Genomic DNA, 17,328 nt, shown 5'->3' on the forward strand with positions numbered 1-17,328 from the left:
GCGCCTCTGCGGTTTAATTATTTTATTCTTCCGGATACGGTATATACACAAAACTCGTGAAATCCTGGTCTACTACGAAGAGGCAGCAGAACTCATCGGGGTCTTTGTAGCTTTGGTAAAATTCCTCGAGGTTTTCTTCTGAGATCAGCTTTCTTTGGATAAATTCATCCAAGTAGGTGATATAGTAATTCCAGTCCAGATCTTTTTCATCCTTGCCCAAAAACAGCTGTCCGATGGGCTGATCAGTTTTAGAAATGGGGAAGATTGGGTATTTCGAAAATTTCCTCGACCTGACCTGATAGGAGGCTTCCTTAAGGATGTCGGAAATTTTGACAAAATCCTTGGTGATGGTACCCAGGTACTTGCCATTCAATTCAGGATCGTTGCTGTCAGGTATCATGATTTTTTGGTTAACAATACTACATTTTCGACATGATAGGTGTGAGGGAACATATCGACCGGCTGTACGATGTCCACTTGATATTTTTCAGCTAGCAATGCTACATCCCTAGCTTGAGTGGCCGGATTGCAGCTCACATATACAATCTTTGGCGCTTCTAGTTTCAACAACATGTTGACCACATCCTCGTGCATCCCAGCCCTTGGTGGATCAGTGATGATCACATCTGGGGCGGCATGATTCTCAATAAACTCATCATTGAGCATGTCTTTCATATCGCCTGCATAGAACAGCGTGTTGTCCAGTCCGTTGATTTCAGAGTTGACCTTTGCGTCCACGATGGCTTCTTCTACATACTCAATGCCGATGACTTGCTTGGCTTTCTTTGCTACAAAATTGGCAATTGTTCCAGTGCCGGTGTAAAGGTCATATACTACCTCATCACCTTGCAGGTTTGCAAACTCTCTGGCGACCTGATACAACCTGTATGCTTGGTCAGAGTTGGTCTGGTAGAAAGATTTAGGGTTGATGCGGAACTTCAGCCCTTCCATTTCTTCCTCTATATAATCTTTGCCATAATAGGTGATAACATCCTGATCATGGATAGTTTCATTCTTTTTCAGGTTAACAATGTAAAGCAGGGAAGTGACTTCCGGGAATTTCGTTTTCAGAAAATCCATCACTTTGGCAATAGCCTCCTTGTCATCCTCTCCAAATTGCACGATGACCATAGATTCACCTGTGGAGGTGGTTCTGATGATTAGATTTCTCAACACGCCAATCTGCTTGATCATGTCGAAAAATGTGATACCGTTTGCGAGTGCAAACTCTCGCAGGCTGTTTCTTACATCGTTGGAAATGTTGCCCTGCAGGTAACAGTGCTCAATATCGACGATTTTATCAAATCTTTTGGGAATGTGAAAGCCCAAGGCGTTTCTTTCAAAGTCTTTCCCTGAATCTATTTCCTCTCTAGTCAACCAACGGTTGTTAGAAAAGGTGAAATCCAGTTTGTTTCTATAATATCTGGTTTCGGCTGAACCGATGATGGGCATCACTTCGGGAATGGCCACTTTTGCGATACGTTGGAACTGGTCGATGACCTGCTGTCTTTTATAGGACAGTTGAAGTTTGTAATCTATATGCTGCCATTTGCAACCTCCGCATACGCCAAAGTGCTGGCAAAATGGTTCTACCCTGTCTTTGCTGTACTCATGAATTTTGATGGCCTCTCCTTCCATGAAGCTACTTTTGCCCCGCGTCACCCGCACATCAACCACGTCACCGGGAGCTACATTTTGGACAAAAACCACTTTCCCCTCATAATGGGCTACGCTTTTCCCTTCAGAGGCAATTCTTTCAATGGTAAGGTTCTCGAGAACCTTGTTTTTCATTTTTCTTGACATAGGCTGCAAAATTAAGGAAAATAATAAGAAGGAGGAAGGTAGACAGCGGTATTCATCAAGGAGCTTTCACTTGAATTAGGCTAAATTTTATATCTTTAAGGTCAAACCGTATAAAATCACATGAACTTAAAAGATAAGACAGTCGTCATCACAGGTGCGACTTCCGGCATAGGGGAGGCCTGCGCCAGGGTTTTTGGATTGGAAGGTGCCAAGGTGATTATCACCGGCAGAAACCAAGTAAAGTTGGATAACACACTGATAAAACTTCAAAATTATGGGATAGACTGTGCGGGTATCATAGCTGATGCAGGTAGTGAGGAGGATAACAAAAAGATGGCAGAATTTGCCATTGCCCAATATGGTCGAATAGATGTTTTGATCAATAGTGCGGGCATTTCTATGCGTGCTTTGTTTGAAGATCTTGAGTTGGATGTTTTCAGAAAAGTCATGGATACAAACTTCTGGGGTACGGTTTATGCCACCAAATATTGCCTACCGGAGATTTTGAAAAACCAAGGTTCCATCATCGGTGTTTCTTCGGTTAACGGTTTTAGGGGCACTCCCGCTCGAACTGCTTATACGGCGAGCAAATTTGCCATGAACGGATTCTTTGAATCCCTTCGAACCGAGGTGATGAAGCGTGGTGTACACGTGCTGGTGGCATGCCCTGGCTTCACCGCTTCTAACATCCGAAATAATGCCCTTACCTCCGATGGAAGTACTCAAGGTGAGTCCCCGCGGGACGAGGACAACATGATGACTGCTACCGAAGTAGCCACCGAGATTTTGCAGGCAACCATGAAGCGCAAAAGAGACCTCATTCTCACCCGTCAGGGTAAACTTGCCTCTTTTCTCAACAAGTGGATGCCAGGAATGATGGACAAAATTGTGTACAATCACATGGCTAAGGAGAAGGACTCTCCGTTCAAATAGTCCTAGTTATATAAACTCACCTCTATGCTCAAGGAAATATTTCAGGTTTACCTCAACCGGTTAATTGATCTTTCGGCCAAAAATAAGGCGATTTATTTGCCCAAGTTGATTGGCAACCAGATGGTGGACCTGAAAAGCTTCCATTTCCTCCGCTCAAAGGATGCTTTCAGCTATGTGGAGGCATTGATTGCAGGAAAGAAAAGTATCCCACTAATCAAGGTGCTCCACATGAGGGACCGGACTTCCAATAAGCTTTCCCGCCACCTGAACCGACTACAACAATCTGTGAAACTCGCTGAGGAGGAAACTGGGGAGAAAAACCTTTATGTTGGATGGCCCTTCGTCGAAGGGAAGCTCATCAACGAACAGCCCATAAAATGCCCTCTGTTGTTTTTTCCTGTAGATTTGGTCCAAAAAGATGGGGAATGGTGTCTGGAAAGAAGGGAGGAGGAATCTCTGATGCTCAACCATAACTTTTTGCTTGCCTATTCCCACGCTACACAAGCTAAAGTGAATAGGGACCTTTCAGAAAGCTTGGAAGATTTGCCTAAAGATGCTACGGAATTTTTGACTGCCCTCTACAATTTTCTCAAGGAAAATTTAAATCTGAATTTCAACCAGGAAATGTTTGAGAAGAGCCTTCAGGATTTTCCTGAAAGCAGCAGGTCTGAGGATCAAGAAAAATACAAGACGGGACTTTTGAAGTTACATTCCTATGCAGTTTTGGGGCAGTTTAGTCAAAAGGGCTCTCATCTGGTACGGGATTTTGAAGAGCTTATGGAAATGGAGGGGCCGGAAAGCCTCGAGGAGCTGTTTGCTGAGAGGTTTGCCGTAGACCCCGACCACCTGACCGAGGTGAGGGAAGATAACATGCTCAACGTCTTTCCTCTAGATGCTTCCCAAGAGGAGGTTTTCAAGGCTGTAAGGGCAGGGGAGTCCTGTGTGGTCGAAGGCCCTCCAGGCACGGGAAAGAGTCAATTGATCAGCAACCTGGTGGCCGACTATATCGCTCGAGGGAAAAAGGTGCTGGTGGTTTCCCAGAAGCGGGCTGCCTTGGATGTAGTGTATGACAGATTGAAGCCCTTGGGATTTGGAAATTTTCTCGGATTGGTCCATGATTTTAGAGCGGATAGAAAAGATTTGTATAAAAAGGTTTCCGACCAGATTGAAGCTTTGGATCATTACAAGGAGCTAAATAGAGGGCTTGATGCCATTCAGTTGGAGAGAAACTTTATTAAGTCTGCCAGGCAGGTCAGCACCAATCTGGAGTATTTAGAGGATTTTAAAGCCGCACTCTACAATACTGAGGAGTGTGGAATTCCTATCAAACAGCTTTATGTCACTGGTAATGCTGCTGAAAAGGGTTTTGACCTTACTCAATATTACAAGGATTACCCTTGGGACCGGCTGGATGATTTTTTTAGGGATTTGAAAATCTTTCTAAAGTTTTATCCCAAATACCTAGAAAGAGATTCTTTTTGGCTGCACAGGCTGGATTTTTCCAAATTTGGCCAAGGTGCGTTGCCCAGGCTGCGGGAAACGGTGAATGAAATCCTCGACCTCAAGGCTACTGCAGAAGCAACACTTTCAGAACTGATGGGACAAAGTTTCAGTCATTTGTTCATCTATGAATGCTATGCCCAAAAGCCCCAGTTAATCAAACTTCAAAAACTCATCATCAATGAACATAACTATCAGCTATTCTTAAATCTGCTGCCTTTTCCGGCAGGGGAATTTGACCTGTTATGGTTTAAGGGGAAAATAAGTACTTTTCAAAAACTGCTTAAAGAAGAGATCGAGTGGACCTTGCCGGATGAGGAGATTGAAAAGAGTCTGGGGAAAGCCATCCAGATTTTGGAGGCCAAGAGTTCATGGATGGGAAAAGCTGCCCTAATGTTTGACCGAAAGGCCTACGGACAGGTGAAGGAGTTTCTACAGGCCAACAAATTGCCAGACAGTAAGGATGGACTCAAAAAGTTGGTAAGAAGGCTGGAAAACAGATTAAACTTGAACCATCAGTATGCCCTTTTTGATGAAAAGGGATGGATTGAGATGCCTCCAAAACCATTTGGGGAAACGGAGTTTAATGAGCGAGTAGGTGGATTGGTACCTATTATAGAAGCCCGACTTGTGGTGGAGGAAGTAGGTAAACTTGGTCCTTTTCTTTCCAACTCCAAGTTTGACTTTGAGTTTTTTCACCTGACCTTGGAGGAACTTTTGGGCATTACACATTTGATTGAGCACAAGCTCAACCAATGGGAACGATACCTGAGCACAGTGCAAATCAGGCACTTGCTCACCACCATCAAAAATGAAGGAATTGAAAATTTTAAAAAGAATCTGGATGAGGAGTATACCGAGCTAGTGATGCTGGATAAGCTGCGTAGAAAAGTAAGGAAGGTTGATTTGGAAATCATGAATAAATTAGCTCAGCAGTACTCAGAGCTATCTTTTGATGAAATCAAGTGGAGGTTCCTGTCTGGTCTGCGTGAAAGCTGGATTGACCATATTGAAACCAAATATCCGGTGCTGAGGGAAATTACCTCGGCAAAGTTTGAGCATATCATCCAAGAGCTTACCACATCGGTAAAGGAGAAACAGGAAATGGCTCGCTTTAATGCCGAACTCAAGCTTCGTGAACAAACTTTTCAGGAACTCGAGTTCAACCGATTGGGCAACATGGTCACCTATAGGGATCTTACCCATCAAGTGCGGAAAAAGAAGAAGGTTTGGCCGATGAAAAAGCTACTAGGAAACTTTAAGGATGAAATATTCAGACTGATACCTTGTTGGCTAGCATCTCCAGAGACCGTATCTGCACTTTTTCCTATGCAGCAGGATTTTGACCTTGTCGTGTTTGATGAATCCTCCCAATGCTATTCCGAAAAAGGCCTTCCTGCAATGTTGCGTGGAAAACAAGTGGTCATTGCTGGGGACAGTCAACAACTTCAACCATATGACCTATACAGAGTGAGGTTGGACGTGGAGGAGGAAGGGGTCGAAGTAGAGACCGATTCTCTGCTTGACTTGACCTCAAATTATTTCTCCAAATATTATCTTAACAGCCATTATCGGTCCCAGTCCTTATCCTTGATTCAATATTCAAACCAACACTTTTATGAAGATAGGCTGGAAATGTTGCCCGATAGGCTACTGCTCAATGATGAGTTTCAGGCCTTTGATCACGTACACGTGGATGGTATCTGGACTAAGCAGACTAACCCGGTAGAGGCTGAAGAGGTAGTGGAGCAAGTCCTAAAATGTCAGCATGCCTATCCTGGGGAAAGCATAGGTGTGATCACCTTCAACTTTTTCCAAATGGACCTTATCACGGACCTTTTGAGTAAACATTCAAAAGTGGCGAAAGGTGATGTGAAGGTCAAAAATATAGAAAACGTGCAAGGGGATGAGTTTGACCATGTGATTTTTAGCATTGGCTATGCCAAAAACAAAGCAGGAAAGTTTACTGCTAATTTTGGTTTGCTATCAAAAGCAGGAGGAGAAAACAGGCTCAACGTAGCTATAACCCGTGCCCGTAGGCGGGTGACGGTGGTCTGTAGTATGTTGGCTTCCGATTTTAAAACCAAACACTTAACTCACGATGGGGTGAAAAGGCTTCGCGGATACCTAAGCTATGTAGAGCAGGTAGTCCAAGGAAGAAAAATGGAAATCACTCCTAGACCAGTATTCGGTTTTCAAGCTGACTGGTTACTCACTGAGCTTCTGGCAGTGGAGTTGGGAGAGTTTGAGGTCAAGCGGCTTAATCTGTCACTCGTTTATGATTTAGCCATTAAGAAAGCGGCGAAGTTTGAAGGAGCTGTGCTTACCGACGACCAGCGCTTGTATGGCGCTAAAAGCGTGAAATCAGCTTTTGTCTATCACCCTGAGTGGTTAAAGGCCAAAAATTGGCCTGTCCATTTTGTGTTCAGCCGGCAGTATTGGTTACAAAACAAAGGTTTGATCGTCAGCCTTCTCGAGGGAAATTCAAAGATCTAATTTCGGGTGATTTTAAAGCCCACAGCTTCAATTCCTTTCAATTCCTTTTGTCTCATGTATTGAACAAAAGAAATAGACTGACCTGGATGCTCAAGGGGTAGGGTGTCGTACAAAGTATAGGTACTTCCAAACCCGTCACCTAAAGGTTTGCCAGTTTTGGGATCAAACAGCTGTAAATTAACCAATTTTTCCTCAACGTTTTGTGAAACGGAGTCATTCAGGAAATACCTCACATAAAGATTGTGATAATCATAATCGGTATTATAACGAATCGCTACAAAAGCTGTATTTCCTTCCATCTCAAAATTTGTGTCAAAGGAAACGGTATCTTCTATAGTCCATCTTATCGAGGGCATACCCTGAAATTCTTCAAAAACTCGATTTTGGTCGCAAGCACTAAAAAAGCTCAGGCCCATCATCAGGGCCAGAGCCGGAAATATTCTACTCATTGGTGTTATCGCCTTTGTTGTTGTTTTTTCCTTTATTTCTAGGAGGAAACTTCTTTTTCTTGTTTTCCCTAGGCTTGTCTGAATTGCCGCCAAGTGCCTTGTTGTCCATTCCTTGCCTTTGAGGTCTGTTGGGCTTTTTCTGCTGAGGCTTTTTAGATTCCTGATTCTTTGGACCAGCATCCGTCTGCTGTGGATTTCTTGGTTTTTTGGATGGTCTAGACTGTTGCTTGTCCCTTGGAGGTTTTCCGTCACCTTTTGGGGCAGGTTTTCTTTGCGTCTGAGCGGCAGGTTGGTTGCCTTGCTCCGGAGCTCCTTGAGGTCTCGGCTTTTTCTTTTTCTTTTTCTTCTTTTTAGTCGTTGTGCTGAACTTCTTGTCCAGTGCCTCAAGGTCACTGTTGTTTTTGGAATTATCCTCCTCACCCTCAAATGCCGTATCGTGCTGAAGGTTGAATGGTTTTTTTCCTTCTTTGTTTAAAGCTATAATTTCTGCTACACGGTCACAGTCCACAGAAAACCAGTTGTTGTCGTTATTGTAGCTAAACCACATTAGGCGACGGAAGATGTCTGTTTTTTGAAGCTTTGCCGTGCCTGCCTCAGTCTGAAGAGGTTTTTCCACATTAGGAATATCCTTCAGAGCTGTCATATAGGTCTCCAGTTCATAGTTGAGGCAGCATTTCAGGCGCCCACACTGACCACTCAATTTTGATGGGTTGAGTGAAAGATTCTGGTATCGGGCAGCAGAGGTGCTTACGCTTTTGAAGTCATGTATCCAGGTTGAACAGCAGAGTTCGCGACCGCAAACCCCAATACCACCGATTCTACCGGCTTCTTGCCGAAGACTGATCTGGCGCATTTCAACTCGGATTTTGAACTCCGAAGCCAATATTTTGATTAGCTCTCGGAAATCCACTCGGTCATCAGCTGAGTAATAAAAGGTGGCCTTTGAGTTATCAGCCTGATACTCTACATCGGAAAGCTTCATTTTGAGGTTTATCTCATCGATGATTTGCTTTGCGCGGTAAAGGGTGGGAATTTCCCGGTTTCGGGCTTCTTCCCATTTGTCAAGGTCCTTCTGGTTGGCTACACGGTAGATTCGCAGAATGTTATCGTCATTCTTGACCTTTCTTTTCTGCATTTGCAATCTTACCAGTTCGCCTTGTAGGGACACATAGCCGATATGGTGGCCATTTGGCACATCCACGACTACGGGGTCCCCGGTGGTAAAGCTCTGATGGTCGACGTTTCGGTAATATTCCTTTCTTCCGCCCTTAAACTTTATCTCTACTATATCGAATTTATCTACCTCCGGGATGCCCATATGGGACAGCCAGTCGAAGGAGTTCATTTTATTACAATCGCTCGTACCGCAAGTGCCGTTGTTTTGGCAACCCCCGGAAGTACCGGTGCCGGTGGAGCAGCTACTGCATCCTGCCATTTTCTATCTATATGTTAAGGGAGAACGTTCTCCTCGTTAAATGGGTAATTACTTACCGTAATTAAGGATATCCTGACCGATGTCTTTTCTATAATAGACATCTTTCCAAGATATGGCTTCTACCTGCGAATAGGCATTTTTCAGGGCTTCCTCTATGCTATGTCCTCTGCCTGTGATACCCAATACTCTGCCTCCGCTGGTTAGAACTTTGCCGTTTTCGGCTTTGGTGCCCGCATGGAACACCATTGCTTGTTCAGACTGCTGGTTGGGCAGTCCGGTGATTTCATTGCCTTTTTGGTATCCTTCGGGATAGCCTCCGGCGACCATAACGATTGTAGTTGTGGCCGTATTATCTATTTGAAGGTCGTAGCTGGAAAGTGATTTGGTGCCGACTGCATAGAGCATATCCAAGAAGTCACTTTTGATCCTAGGTAAAACCGCCTGGGTTTCTGGGTCTCCCATCCTGACATTGTATTCAATGACCTTGGGTTCTCCGTCTACATTCATAAGACCGATGAATAGAAAGCCTTTATATTTGACTCCTTCATCATGAAGTCCCTGGATGGTGGGTTGTACGATATTATGTTCTACTTTGGATATAAAGCTGTCATTGGCAAAAGGAACTGGGCTCACTGCTCCCATTCCGCCTGTGTTCAGACCGGAATCACCTTCTCCGATGCGCTTATAGTCTTTAGCGGCCGGCAGGATTTTGTAGTTTTCTCCGTCCGTTACCACAAAAACCGAAAGCTCGATACCTATAAGAAATTCTTCCACTACGACCTTGCTAGAAGCTTCTCCGAATTTCTGGTTGAGAAGCATGTCCTTAAATTCTGCCTCAGCTTCTTCATAGCTTTGACAAATAAGTACGCCCTTTCCAGCGGCTAAGCCATCAGCCTTAAGCACGATTGGAAGTTTTTGTTTCTTAATGAATTCAATTCCTTTCTCGACAGTGTCTGCCGTGAAAGTATCATGAGCGGCGGTAGGGATGCCGTGTCGAGACATGAACTGCTTGGAGAAATCTTTGCTTCCTTCTAATGTTGCGCCTTTCTGGTCAGGACCGATTACAGGTATGGATTTAAGGCTTGTATCTTGGGAGAAATAATCTACAATTCCTCTAACCAATGGTTCTTCAGGACCCACGACCACCATGGTGATGTCATTCTGAAGCACAAAATCCCGGATGGCATCAAAATCATTGACGTTAAGGTTTACATTTTCTGCGATTTGGTCAGTACCAGCGTTTCCAGGAGCTACATAAAGCTTCTCACATTTATTGCTATTGGCTATTTTCCAAGCGAAGGCATGTTCGCGGCCTCCGCTGCCTAATAATAAGATATTCATTTTTTTTGGGTTAGTTGGCATGTTCAGAGATGAACTTGATTCTATAGACTCTTATCTCTTCCTCACCAAAATCCTCATCCTCTAGCTCTGCTAGTGCGTCTTTAATCTTGTCAGTCTCTGCAGACATGAAGTATTCATGAAGGACGTCCTCGCGTTCATCATCCATGATGTTTTGAATATAATAATTTATGTTGAGTTTGGTGCCACTGTAAATGATCTGTTCGATCTCCTGCAGCAATTCGCTCAAGCTTATATTCAGGTTTGAGGCAATCTCGTCCAAATCGATTTTTCTGTCGATCTGTTGTATGATGGAGATTTTTACCTTAGACCTGGTTCCGGATGATTTCACTACCACGTCTGAGGCAGTAATGATCTCGTTTTCCTCTACGTAGGTGTTGATTAGCTTCAGGAATGGTGCACCAAACTTGGTCACCTTGCCCATGCCAACACCGTTGATTTGCGCCAACTCCTCCCTTGTGGTAGGGTAGAGGGTGGCCATTTCCTCCAAGCTCGGATCTTGAAAGATTACGTATGGAGGAAGGTTTTTGCCCTTGGCTACTTTTTTCCTTTCGGCTTTGAGTAACTCAAACAGCTTTTCATCATATGCCTTGTTGGAGTTGTTTAGCTCTTCGGCTAGGTTGTCCTCCGCAATTTGGTCAAAATCATGGTCCTTACTGAAAATTAGAGAGTAGGGGCTTTGGGCAAACTCTTCGCTTTTCTCGGAAAGCTTGATCACTCCATAATTCTCTATGTCTTTCTCCAGTAAGCCAAGGATCATTGACTGACGGATCACAGTTTTCCAGTGCTTTTCATCATGGTCTCGGCCTTTGCCATACACGGCCAATTGGTCATGATTGTAACTTTCCATGTACTCGTTGGCTTCGCCTCGAAGTACATTTACCACATGTTCCAGACTAAACCGCTGTTTGGTTTCTTTAACCGCTTCAATGACCTGCAGCACAGAGTCCATGGCCTCAAAAGTTTCTTTGGGCTTCTTGCAATTGTCACAGAAGCCGCAATCCTTCTCAAACCTTTCTCCGAAATAATGAAGTAACACTTTTCTTCGACAAACGCTGCTTTCGGCATATGCGGCCATTTCTTGCAGGAGCACTTTGGCATTTTCCCGCTCGTTGACAGGCTTATCCTTGTTGAATTTTTCCAGCTTGATGATGTCATCATACTTGTAGAACATCATGCAATGTCCTTCCAGTCCATCCCTTCCTGCACGCCCAGTTTCTTGGTAGTAGCCCTCAAGGGATTTAGGTACATCATAATGCACAACATACCTAACATCAGGCTTGTCAATACCCATTCCAAAAGCAATGGTCGCCACGATCACGTCCATTTCTTCATTCAAGAAGTCATCTTGGGTTTTTATCCTTAGGTTGGAATCCAGTCCGGCATGATAAGGAGCGGCGTTGATACCATTTACCTTAAGCAGTTCAGCGATTTCCTCTACCTTCTTACGGCTCAGACAATAGATTATGCCTGATTTGTTTTTGTGGGATTTGACATATTTGATGAGCTGCTTTTTGGTCTCATTCTTCACTTTTGGCATGACCTCATAGAAGAGGTTGGTGCGGTTAAATGATGACTTGAAAAGGTCAGCTTCCTCCATCTGAAGGTTTTTCTGTATGTCTTGCTGTACTTTTGGTGTCGCAGTGGCCGTAAGCGCAATTACGGGAAGGTTGTCGCCAATTTGAGCGATGATGCTTTTGATCTTTCGGTACTCAGGACGGAAGTCATGCCCCCACTCGGAGATACAGTGAGCCTCATCAATGGCCACAAAACTAAGAGTGGCTTGCTTAAGGAAATTAACATTCTCTTCCTTGGTCAGGGACTCAGGTGCTACATAAAGCAGCTTGGCCCTACCAGCAAGGGTTTCCTTCTTGACTTTGTTGATTTCGGATTTACTTAGGGTAGAATTGAGAAAATAGGCGTCAATCCCAAACGCGTTGAGTTGGTCCACCTGATTTTTCATCAAAGCAATCAAAGGTGAAATAACAATAGCCGTCCCCTCTTTGATCATTGCTGGCAACTGGTAACACAGTGATTTGCCCGCCCCTGTAGGCATGATCACAAATGTGTTGTTACCTGCCAATATATTATCTACTATCCCCTCTTGGTTACCTCTAAATTGGTTAAAACCAAAGATTTTCTTTAGATTTTCTTTTACTGTTTTATCCACGCCTCTTTCTTTTTTTAATGATGTGTGGTCCACCCCTCATTAAACTTTAAAGGATTCTTTTTTTACCTTTGTGACAAATTTAACAATTAACCGCGGTAAAATTGAAGTTAATAAAAAATATTAGAAACAGCGCAATCAAGGTGCTCCTATCGGAGGCCGAAGCTTTACAAAATATAGCAGAAAACATCAACGGTGACTTTGAGGCCTGCGTGGAAGCTATCCTTGCCTCCAACGGCCGGGTGGTGATCACAGGCATAGGTAAAAGTGCCATTGTGGCTCAGAAGATCGTGGCCACGCTCAACTCCACCGGTACGCCCTCCCTTTTTATGCATGCCGCGGATGCAATCCATGGAGATTTGGGTATGATTCAACGGGAAGATTTTGTAATTTGTATTTCCAAGAGTGGAAATACACCCGAGATAAAGGTGTTGGTACCATTATTGAAGAGGCTTGGATCGAAATTGATAGCTTTAGTCAGCAATACGCAGAGTTACTTGGCCGAACATGCGGATTTTGTTTTGGATGCGACAATAAAAGAAGAGGCCTGCCCCAATAATCTTGCGCCTACCACTAGCACCACTGCCCATATGGCACTGGGGGATGCGCTTGCGGTATGTCTGTTGGAAGCTAAAGGGTTTACCAGCGAGGATTTTGCCAAATACCATCCGGGAGGAGCCCTTGGCAAGCAACTCTATCTTACTGTGGCCGACGTGGTGCCTAAAAACACTATTCCCGTGGTGAGCCATGACGCAGCACTGCCGGAAATCATCGTGGAGATCAGCAGTAAGCGACTTGGAGCTACAGCCGTCACAGGTGAAAACGGTCAGTTGCTCGGTATCATCACCGATGGAGACCTCAGGAGGATGCTTCAAAACCACAGCGACATCACCAAAGTAAAGGCCGAAGACATCATGACGGTCAACCCTAAGGCAATCGACATTCAGGAATACGCCATTCGGGCATTGAACAGAATGAAAGAATATAATATAACTCAATTAGTGGCATTGGATAATGGAAATATCGCAGGATTTATCCATATTCATGATTTAATGAAAGAAGGAATTGTTTAATGTAAAACTATGAATCAGAAACCCTATGTAGTGATTATGGCTGGAGGTATTGGCTCCAGGTTTTGGCCATATAGCAGAAATAACCATCCTAAGCAATTTTTAGATATTCTGGGTACGGGCCGAACTCTTTTGCAGATGACCTTCGACAGGTTCGTGCAAATCTCCGATCCGGATCGTTTTTTTGTGGTGACCAACGAGAACTATTTTGACCTAGTAAAGGAACAGCTGCCCGAGATGCCGGAGGATCATATCCTTACCGAACCTATGAGGAGAAACACCGCGGCCTGTATTGCTTTTGCCAGCTATAAGATCAAAAAACTTGACCCCGAAGCTAGAGTGGTGGTGACTCCTGCAGACCACCTTATACTCAAAGATGAGAAATTCAAAGTAAGGGTACAGGATGCACTGGATGCTGCTGACGAAAATGAACGTCTAGTCACGATTGGTATCACACCTAACCGTCCTGAAACTGGCTACGGATACATTCAATTCATGACTGAAACTAACGGGGTGGCCAAAAAAGTAAAAACCTTTACCGAAAAACCAAACCTTAACCTGGCGAAGACATTTGTGGAAAGCGGTGACTTTGTGTGGAATTCAGGAATGTTTGTTTGGAAAAACGAGAGCATTCTTAAAGCCTTTGAAAAGTATATGCCTGAGCTTGCTGAGGTGTTTGAGGAAGGTGAAAACTTCTTCTATACTGAAAAGGAACCTGAATTCATCAGACGGGCATACAGCTTGGTGAAAAACATCTCCATTGATTATGGGGTGATGGAAAAATCAGAGAATGTATTTGTGGTTTTGGGTGACTTTGGTTGGTCGGATCTAGGTTCTTGGATGAGCCTTCACGAGTTGCAGCCTCATGACAACCAAAACAACGTGGTGGAAGGAAATGCCTTGCTTTATGATACAAGCAACAGCTTTGTGAAAGTAAATAACGATAAACTTGTGGTAGTACAGGGATTGGATAATTATTTGATCACTGAATCTGACAATGTATTGTTGATTTGCAAATTGGATGCAGAGAAGAAATTCCGAGAGTTCGTTAGTGATGCCAAAAACAAAGGCGAAGAGTATGTTTAAATATTTGAAGATTTAACCGCTAAGGCTCAGAGGTATCAGACCAAAAATCTGGCTCAAATAATTAATAACTGCGAAGAAATAAGGGGAAGCAAAGAGTCGAGAGAAATAATGAAACCGCAGAGGCGCAGAGTATCAGAGAAAATTCTTTGGGTTCTCTACGCCTCTGCGGTTTTTTCTAATTTTTCGCTATTACTTAGCTTTTCGCTGTCTGACGGCTTCGTAGATCAGGACGCCTGAGGCTACTGAGACGTTCAAACTTTCAATGTTGCCGGTCATCGGGATTCCTACAAACTCATCGCTGATGCCCATAAGCTCGTTGCTGATTCCATCTTCTTCCGAGCCCATGATCAGGCAGGTAGGGCCGGTGTAGTCAGCAGCATACATATCCCTTTCGGTTTTTTCTGTACAGCTGATCACGGTAAGTCCCATCTTCTTAAGGTCCTTCACGGTGTAATAAAGATTTTTTACACGGCAAATAGGCAAGAAGTTCAAAGCTCCTGCTGAGGTTTTCACCGCATCAGAATTGATCTGGGCGCTGCCTTTTTCAGGGATCACGATGGCATGTACTCCGGCGCACTCGGCGGTCCGTGCGATGGCCCCAAAATTTCTCACATCTGTAATTCTATCCAAAACCAGAATCAAAGGGGAAACGCCCTGTGAAAAACAAGTTTCGATTACATTATCCAGCGAGGCATATTCAATTGCTGATACATGGGCCACTACACCTTGGTGGTTTTTGCGCGTAATGCGGTTTAGTTTGGCTTCTGGAACCCTTACTACCGGTATTTTTTCTGCTTTAGCCAAGGCAAGCAATTCCTTGGTCAGGTCGTTGTTCTGTTCTTTGTTGACAAGGATTTTGTCTATATCCTTTAGGGCGTTGATGGCCTCAATGACGGCTCTGGTGCCGAAAATGAAATCCTTCTCGTGTTCGCCTTTATTTATTAGAAAGCTATCTTTCCGCTTCTCCATAGGGTGATTCGTTTAAACCATTCCGGCTGATAGGCCCTCGTACGGTTCAGTTGGTAATAATTAGGGGTCAACACATTTTTGACCCGCGCAAAGGTAAAGTTTATTTTTGAATTTGAGTCCACTCCTCCGTAAACCCATACTTCACGGTCCACATTGAAGTACACCTCATCAGGCGGCCCCATCACGACGTAGACCATGCCGCGGTCGGTTTTCCAGCCTTCGCGAAAGTCTGTAAAGAGAATGTTGGCAAATTCCACCTGGCGGAAATACTCTCTAATAAGGTTCTTGGAGATTTCCTCACTCTTAGTCATGTTGATCCAGTATTCATCTAATGCTTTTTTCTTGTCCTCAGCTTCTAATAGTTTTTCATGCTCCCTTCTAGTTGAAATATACACCACCATTTGTGTCATTTCATCCCAGTCGGCCACTTTTGGGAAAGTTTCCGCCACAGTTTTAATCAAGACACCCGCTGGTGCAGTGGTGTCGGACTGTATAAAATAGTAGCCAGTTTGGTCAAAGCTCTTTGGGACATTCTGTAGAAAAGGCTGCTCTTCGATCACGTCCACTTCCTTTTGTACTGGAGCTGGCTTGGTTTCCATTGGAGGTACCGGCACATTGAATTCCTGTGGATAATAAAAACTAAAAAGATTAATACCCTGGTTAGATTTGAATAACAGAGACTGCCCTCTGGTAAGGAATGACTGGTCAAAAGGGATGTTGTTGCTGAAATAGGCTCCCAATGATGGAGTTTCAAAAATATAGGGACTGTGTAGATCTGCATGGTAAATGTACTCATCCCCCTGTCTGGTGTCTTTTGCCCAAAGGATCACATAAGCCTCATTTTGGCCCGCAGGCACCTCAACAGTCTCTTCAAAATAAAAATGTCTGTCGGTATCGTATCGCAGTTTCTCCCTAGTCAGAGGTACTATTTTTTCATCAGTGATCTCTTCAGTAAAACTGTTGAGAATGGCGTAGGAAAAAAGGTAGTCTTCAAATTCAACGTTGTCCTCAATTTTTTCGATCGGCATCTGTATCAGAAAGCTGTTTTCTTGCTTTTTGATAGGGATAATTTTCAAATCTATGCGGGAGTACCGAGAATACCGGAGCGACTGATTGAGGTTTTGAAGTGTGGCCTGAGCAAAAGCAAATTGTGGAACAGACCAGAATACCAATAAAAGTAAAAGGGTTTGGATTGATTTTTGCAATTTTTGAAACTTCATATGTTATGAAAAATTAACCGTATTTTTGTTGAAATTAATAAAATTTTCTATGGCTACCTATACAACGGAAATTACTTCAGATAAGTTGGTAAGTGACAATCCCATTCACCAACGCCTGTTGAAAGCATATATGGCAGCCATCCCTCACGTAAAAGGCGATTTATTGGAAGTTGGATGTGGAGAAGGAAGGGGGGTGGACGCACTTATTGATCAGGTAAAAAGCTTTCATGCTATTGATAAAAATGAGGAAATCATCGAAAAACTTAAAGGCAAATACCCAAAAGGTAAGTTTGAGATGATGAACATTCCACCGTTTGAAACTGTGGAAAGCAACAAATATGATTTTGTGGTTAGCTTTCAAGTAATTGAGCACATCAAGGATGATATGCTTTTCCTCAAGGAAATCTACAGAGTGCTAAAGCCGGGTGGATATGCTATCATTTCGACCCCAAATGTTCGCCATTCTCTGACTCGTAATCCATGGCACGAAAGAGAATATACGCCCAACCAACTTACCGATCTTTGTGATGGGATTTTTGACCATGTGGAAGCAAAGGGCATAGGCGGGAACGATAAGGTGTGGGAATACCATGAGGCAAACCGTGAATCAGTGAAAAAAATCACCAGATTTGATGTTTTCGACCTTCAACACAGATTGCCAGCCTCTTGGTTGAGAAAACCATACGAGGTACTCAACAGGTTTAACCGCAAGAAGCTGCATAAGCAACAGGGGGATGCTGTGGAGGGAATCACATACAAGGATTACCTTGAAGTTGATAATCCCGAACAAGCACTCGATCTATTTTATTTCCTTCATAAGAAACCATAAAAAAAAACGCTC

Annotated in this window: 13 protein-coding genes; 5 read left to right on the forward strand and 8 right to left on the reverse strand. The window is 43.8% G+C overall.

Features of this window, described 5'->3' with window-relative positions; translation table 11 throughout:
- Nucleotides 1–22: 22 nt before the first annotated feature.
- Nucleotides 23–400, reverse strand: a complete 378-nt coding sequence (locus tag FPL27_RS06585) for a hypothetical protein (RefSeq protein ID WP_143960333.1) — start codon at nt 398–400, stop codon at nt 23–25.
- Nucleotides 397–1,803 (reverse strand): 23S rRNA (uracil(1939)-C(5))-methyltransferase RlmD, encoded by a 1,407-nt coding sequence (gene rlmD, locus FPL27_RS06590; protein WP_143960334.1) that lies wholly within the window; start codon nt 1,801–1,803, stop codon nt 397–399. The genes FPL27_RS06585 and rlmD overlap by 4 nt, the downstream gene beginning before the upstream one ends.
- 120 nt (nt 1,804–1,923) lie before the next feature.
- Between rlmD and FPL27_RS06595 the strand changes: the two genes are divergently transcribed.
- Together FPL27_RS06595 and FPL27_RS06600 are read left to right on the forward strand one after the other, a co-directional pair.
- Nucleotides 1,924–2,736 (forward strand): SDR family oxidoreductase, encoded by an 813-nt coding sequence (locus tag FPL27_RS06595; RefSeq protein ID WP_143960335.1) that lies wholly within the window; start codon nt 1,924–1,926, stop codon nt 2,734–2,736.
- A 24-nt stretch (nt 2,737–2,760) separates the two neighbouring features.
- Nucleotides 2,761–6,732, forward strand: a complete 3,972-nt coding sequence (locus FPL27_RS06600; RefSeq protein WP_143960336.1) for an AAA domain-containing protein — start codon at nt 2,761–2,763, stop codon at nt 6,730–6,732.
- On the opposite strand, the gene FPL27_RS06605 is transcribed toward FPL27_RS06600, so the two are convergent.
- From FPL27_RS06605 to recQ, 4 genes are read right to left on the reverse strand one after another with little or no spacing between them, the layout of a single operon-like run.
- Nucleotides 6,729–7,181, reverse strand: coding sequence for a gliding motility lipoprotein GldH (locus FPL27_RS06605; RefSeq protein WP_235893379.1), 453 nt, complete (start codon nt 7,179–7,181; stop codon nt 6,729–6,731). The genes FPL27_RS06600 and FPL27_RS06605 overlap by 4 nt on opposite strands.
- Complete coding sequence (gene ricT, locus FPL27_RS06610) at nt 7,174–8,616, reverse strand: regulatory iron-sulfur-containing complex subunit RicT (RefSeq protein WP_235893380.1); 1,443 nt, start codon at nt 8,614–8,616, stop codon at nt 7,174–7,176. Before ricT ends, FPL27_RS06605 begins: the two co-directional genes overlap by 8 nt.
- Nucleotides 8,617–8,664: 48 nt before the next feature.
- The gene (purD, locus tag FPL27_RS06615; RefSeq protein ID WP_143960337.1) at nt 8,665–9,957 is read right to left on the reverse strand and encodes a phosphoribosylamine--glycine ligase; all 1,293 of its coding nucleotides are present in this window, start codon (nt 9,955–9,957) and stop codon (nt 8,665–8,667) included.
- 10 nt (nt 9,958–9,967) lie between these two features.
- Nucleotides 9,968–12,145 (reverse strand): DNA helicase RecQ, encoded by a 2,178-nt coding sequence (gene recQ, locus FPL27_RS06620; RefSeq protein ID WP_143960338.1) that lies wholly within the window; start codon nt 12,143–12,145, stop codon nt 9,968–9,970.
- 101 nt (nt 12,146–12,246) lie between these two features.
- Between recQ and FPL27_RS06625 the strand changes: the two genes are divergently transcribed.
- Entirely contained in the window at nt 12,247–13,215 is a 969-nt protein-coding gene (locus FPL27_RS06625) for a KpsF/GutQ family sugar-phosphate isomerase (protein ID WP_143960339.1), read from the forward strand.
- A 9-nt stretch (nt 13,216–13,224) separates the two neighbouring features.
- Nucleotides 13,225–14,298 carry a mannose-1-phosphate guanylyltransferase gene (locus FPL27_RS06630; RefSeq protein WP_143960340.1) on the forward strand — a complete coding sequence of 358 codons (1,074 nt, stop codon included), beginning with the start codon at nt 13,225–13,227 and terminating at the stop codon, nt 14,296–14,298.
- 189 nt (nt 14,299–14,487) lie between these two features.
- Here the strand turns inward: FPL27_RS06630 and rlmB are convergent, their stop codons facing one another.
- Nucleotides 14,488–15,267: a 23S rRNA (guanosine(2251)-2'-O)-methyltransferase RlmB gene (gene rlmB, locus FPL27_RS06635; RefSeq protein ID WP_143960341.1), complete on the reverse strand. Its 780-nt coding sequence runs from the start codon at nt 15,265–15,267 to the stop codon at nt 14,488–14,490.
- A complete protein-coding gene (locus FPL27_RS06640; RefSeq protein WP_143960342.1) occupies nt 15,240–16,487 on the reverse strand; it encodes a GWxTD domain-containing protein in 1,248 nt (415 codons plus the stop codon). Before FPL27_RS06640 ends, rlmB begins: the two co-directional genes overlap by 28 nt.
- A gap of 49 nt (nt 16,488–16,536) precedes the next feature.
- On the opposite strand from FPL27_RS06640, the gene FPL27_RS06645 reads away from it, so the two are divergent.
- Nucleotides 16,537–17,316, forward strand: coding sequence for a class I SAM-dependent methyltransferase (locus tag FPL27_RS06645; RefSeq protein WP_143960343.1), 780 nt, complete (start codon nt 16,537–16,539; stop codon nt 17,314–17,316).
- The last annotated feature ends 12 nt before the right edge of the window (nt 17,317–17,328 follow it).

Source organism: Litoribacter populi (assembly GCF_007483685.1).
GTDB classification, from domain to species: domain Bacteria; phylum Bacteroidota; class Bacteroidia; order Cytophagales; family Cyclobacteriaceae; genus Litoribacter; species Litoribacter populi.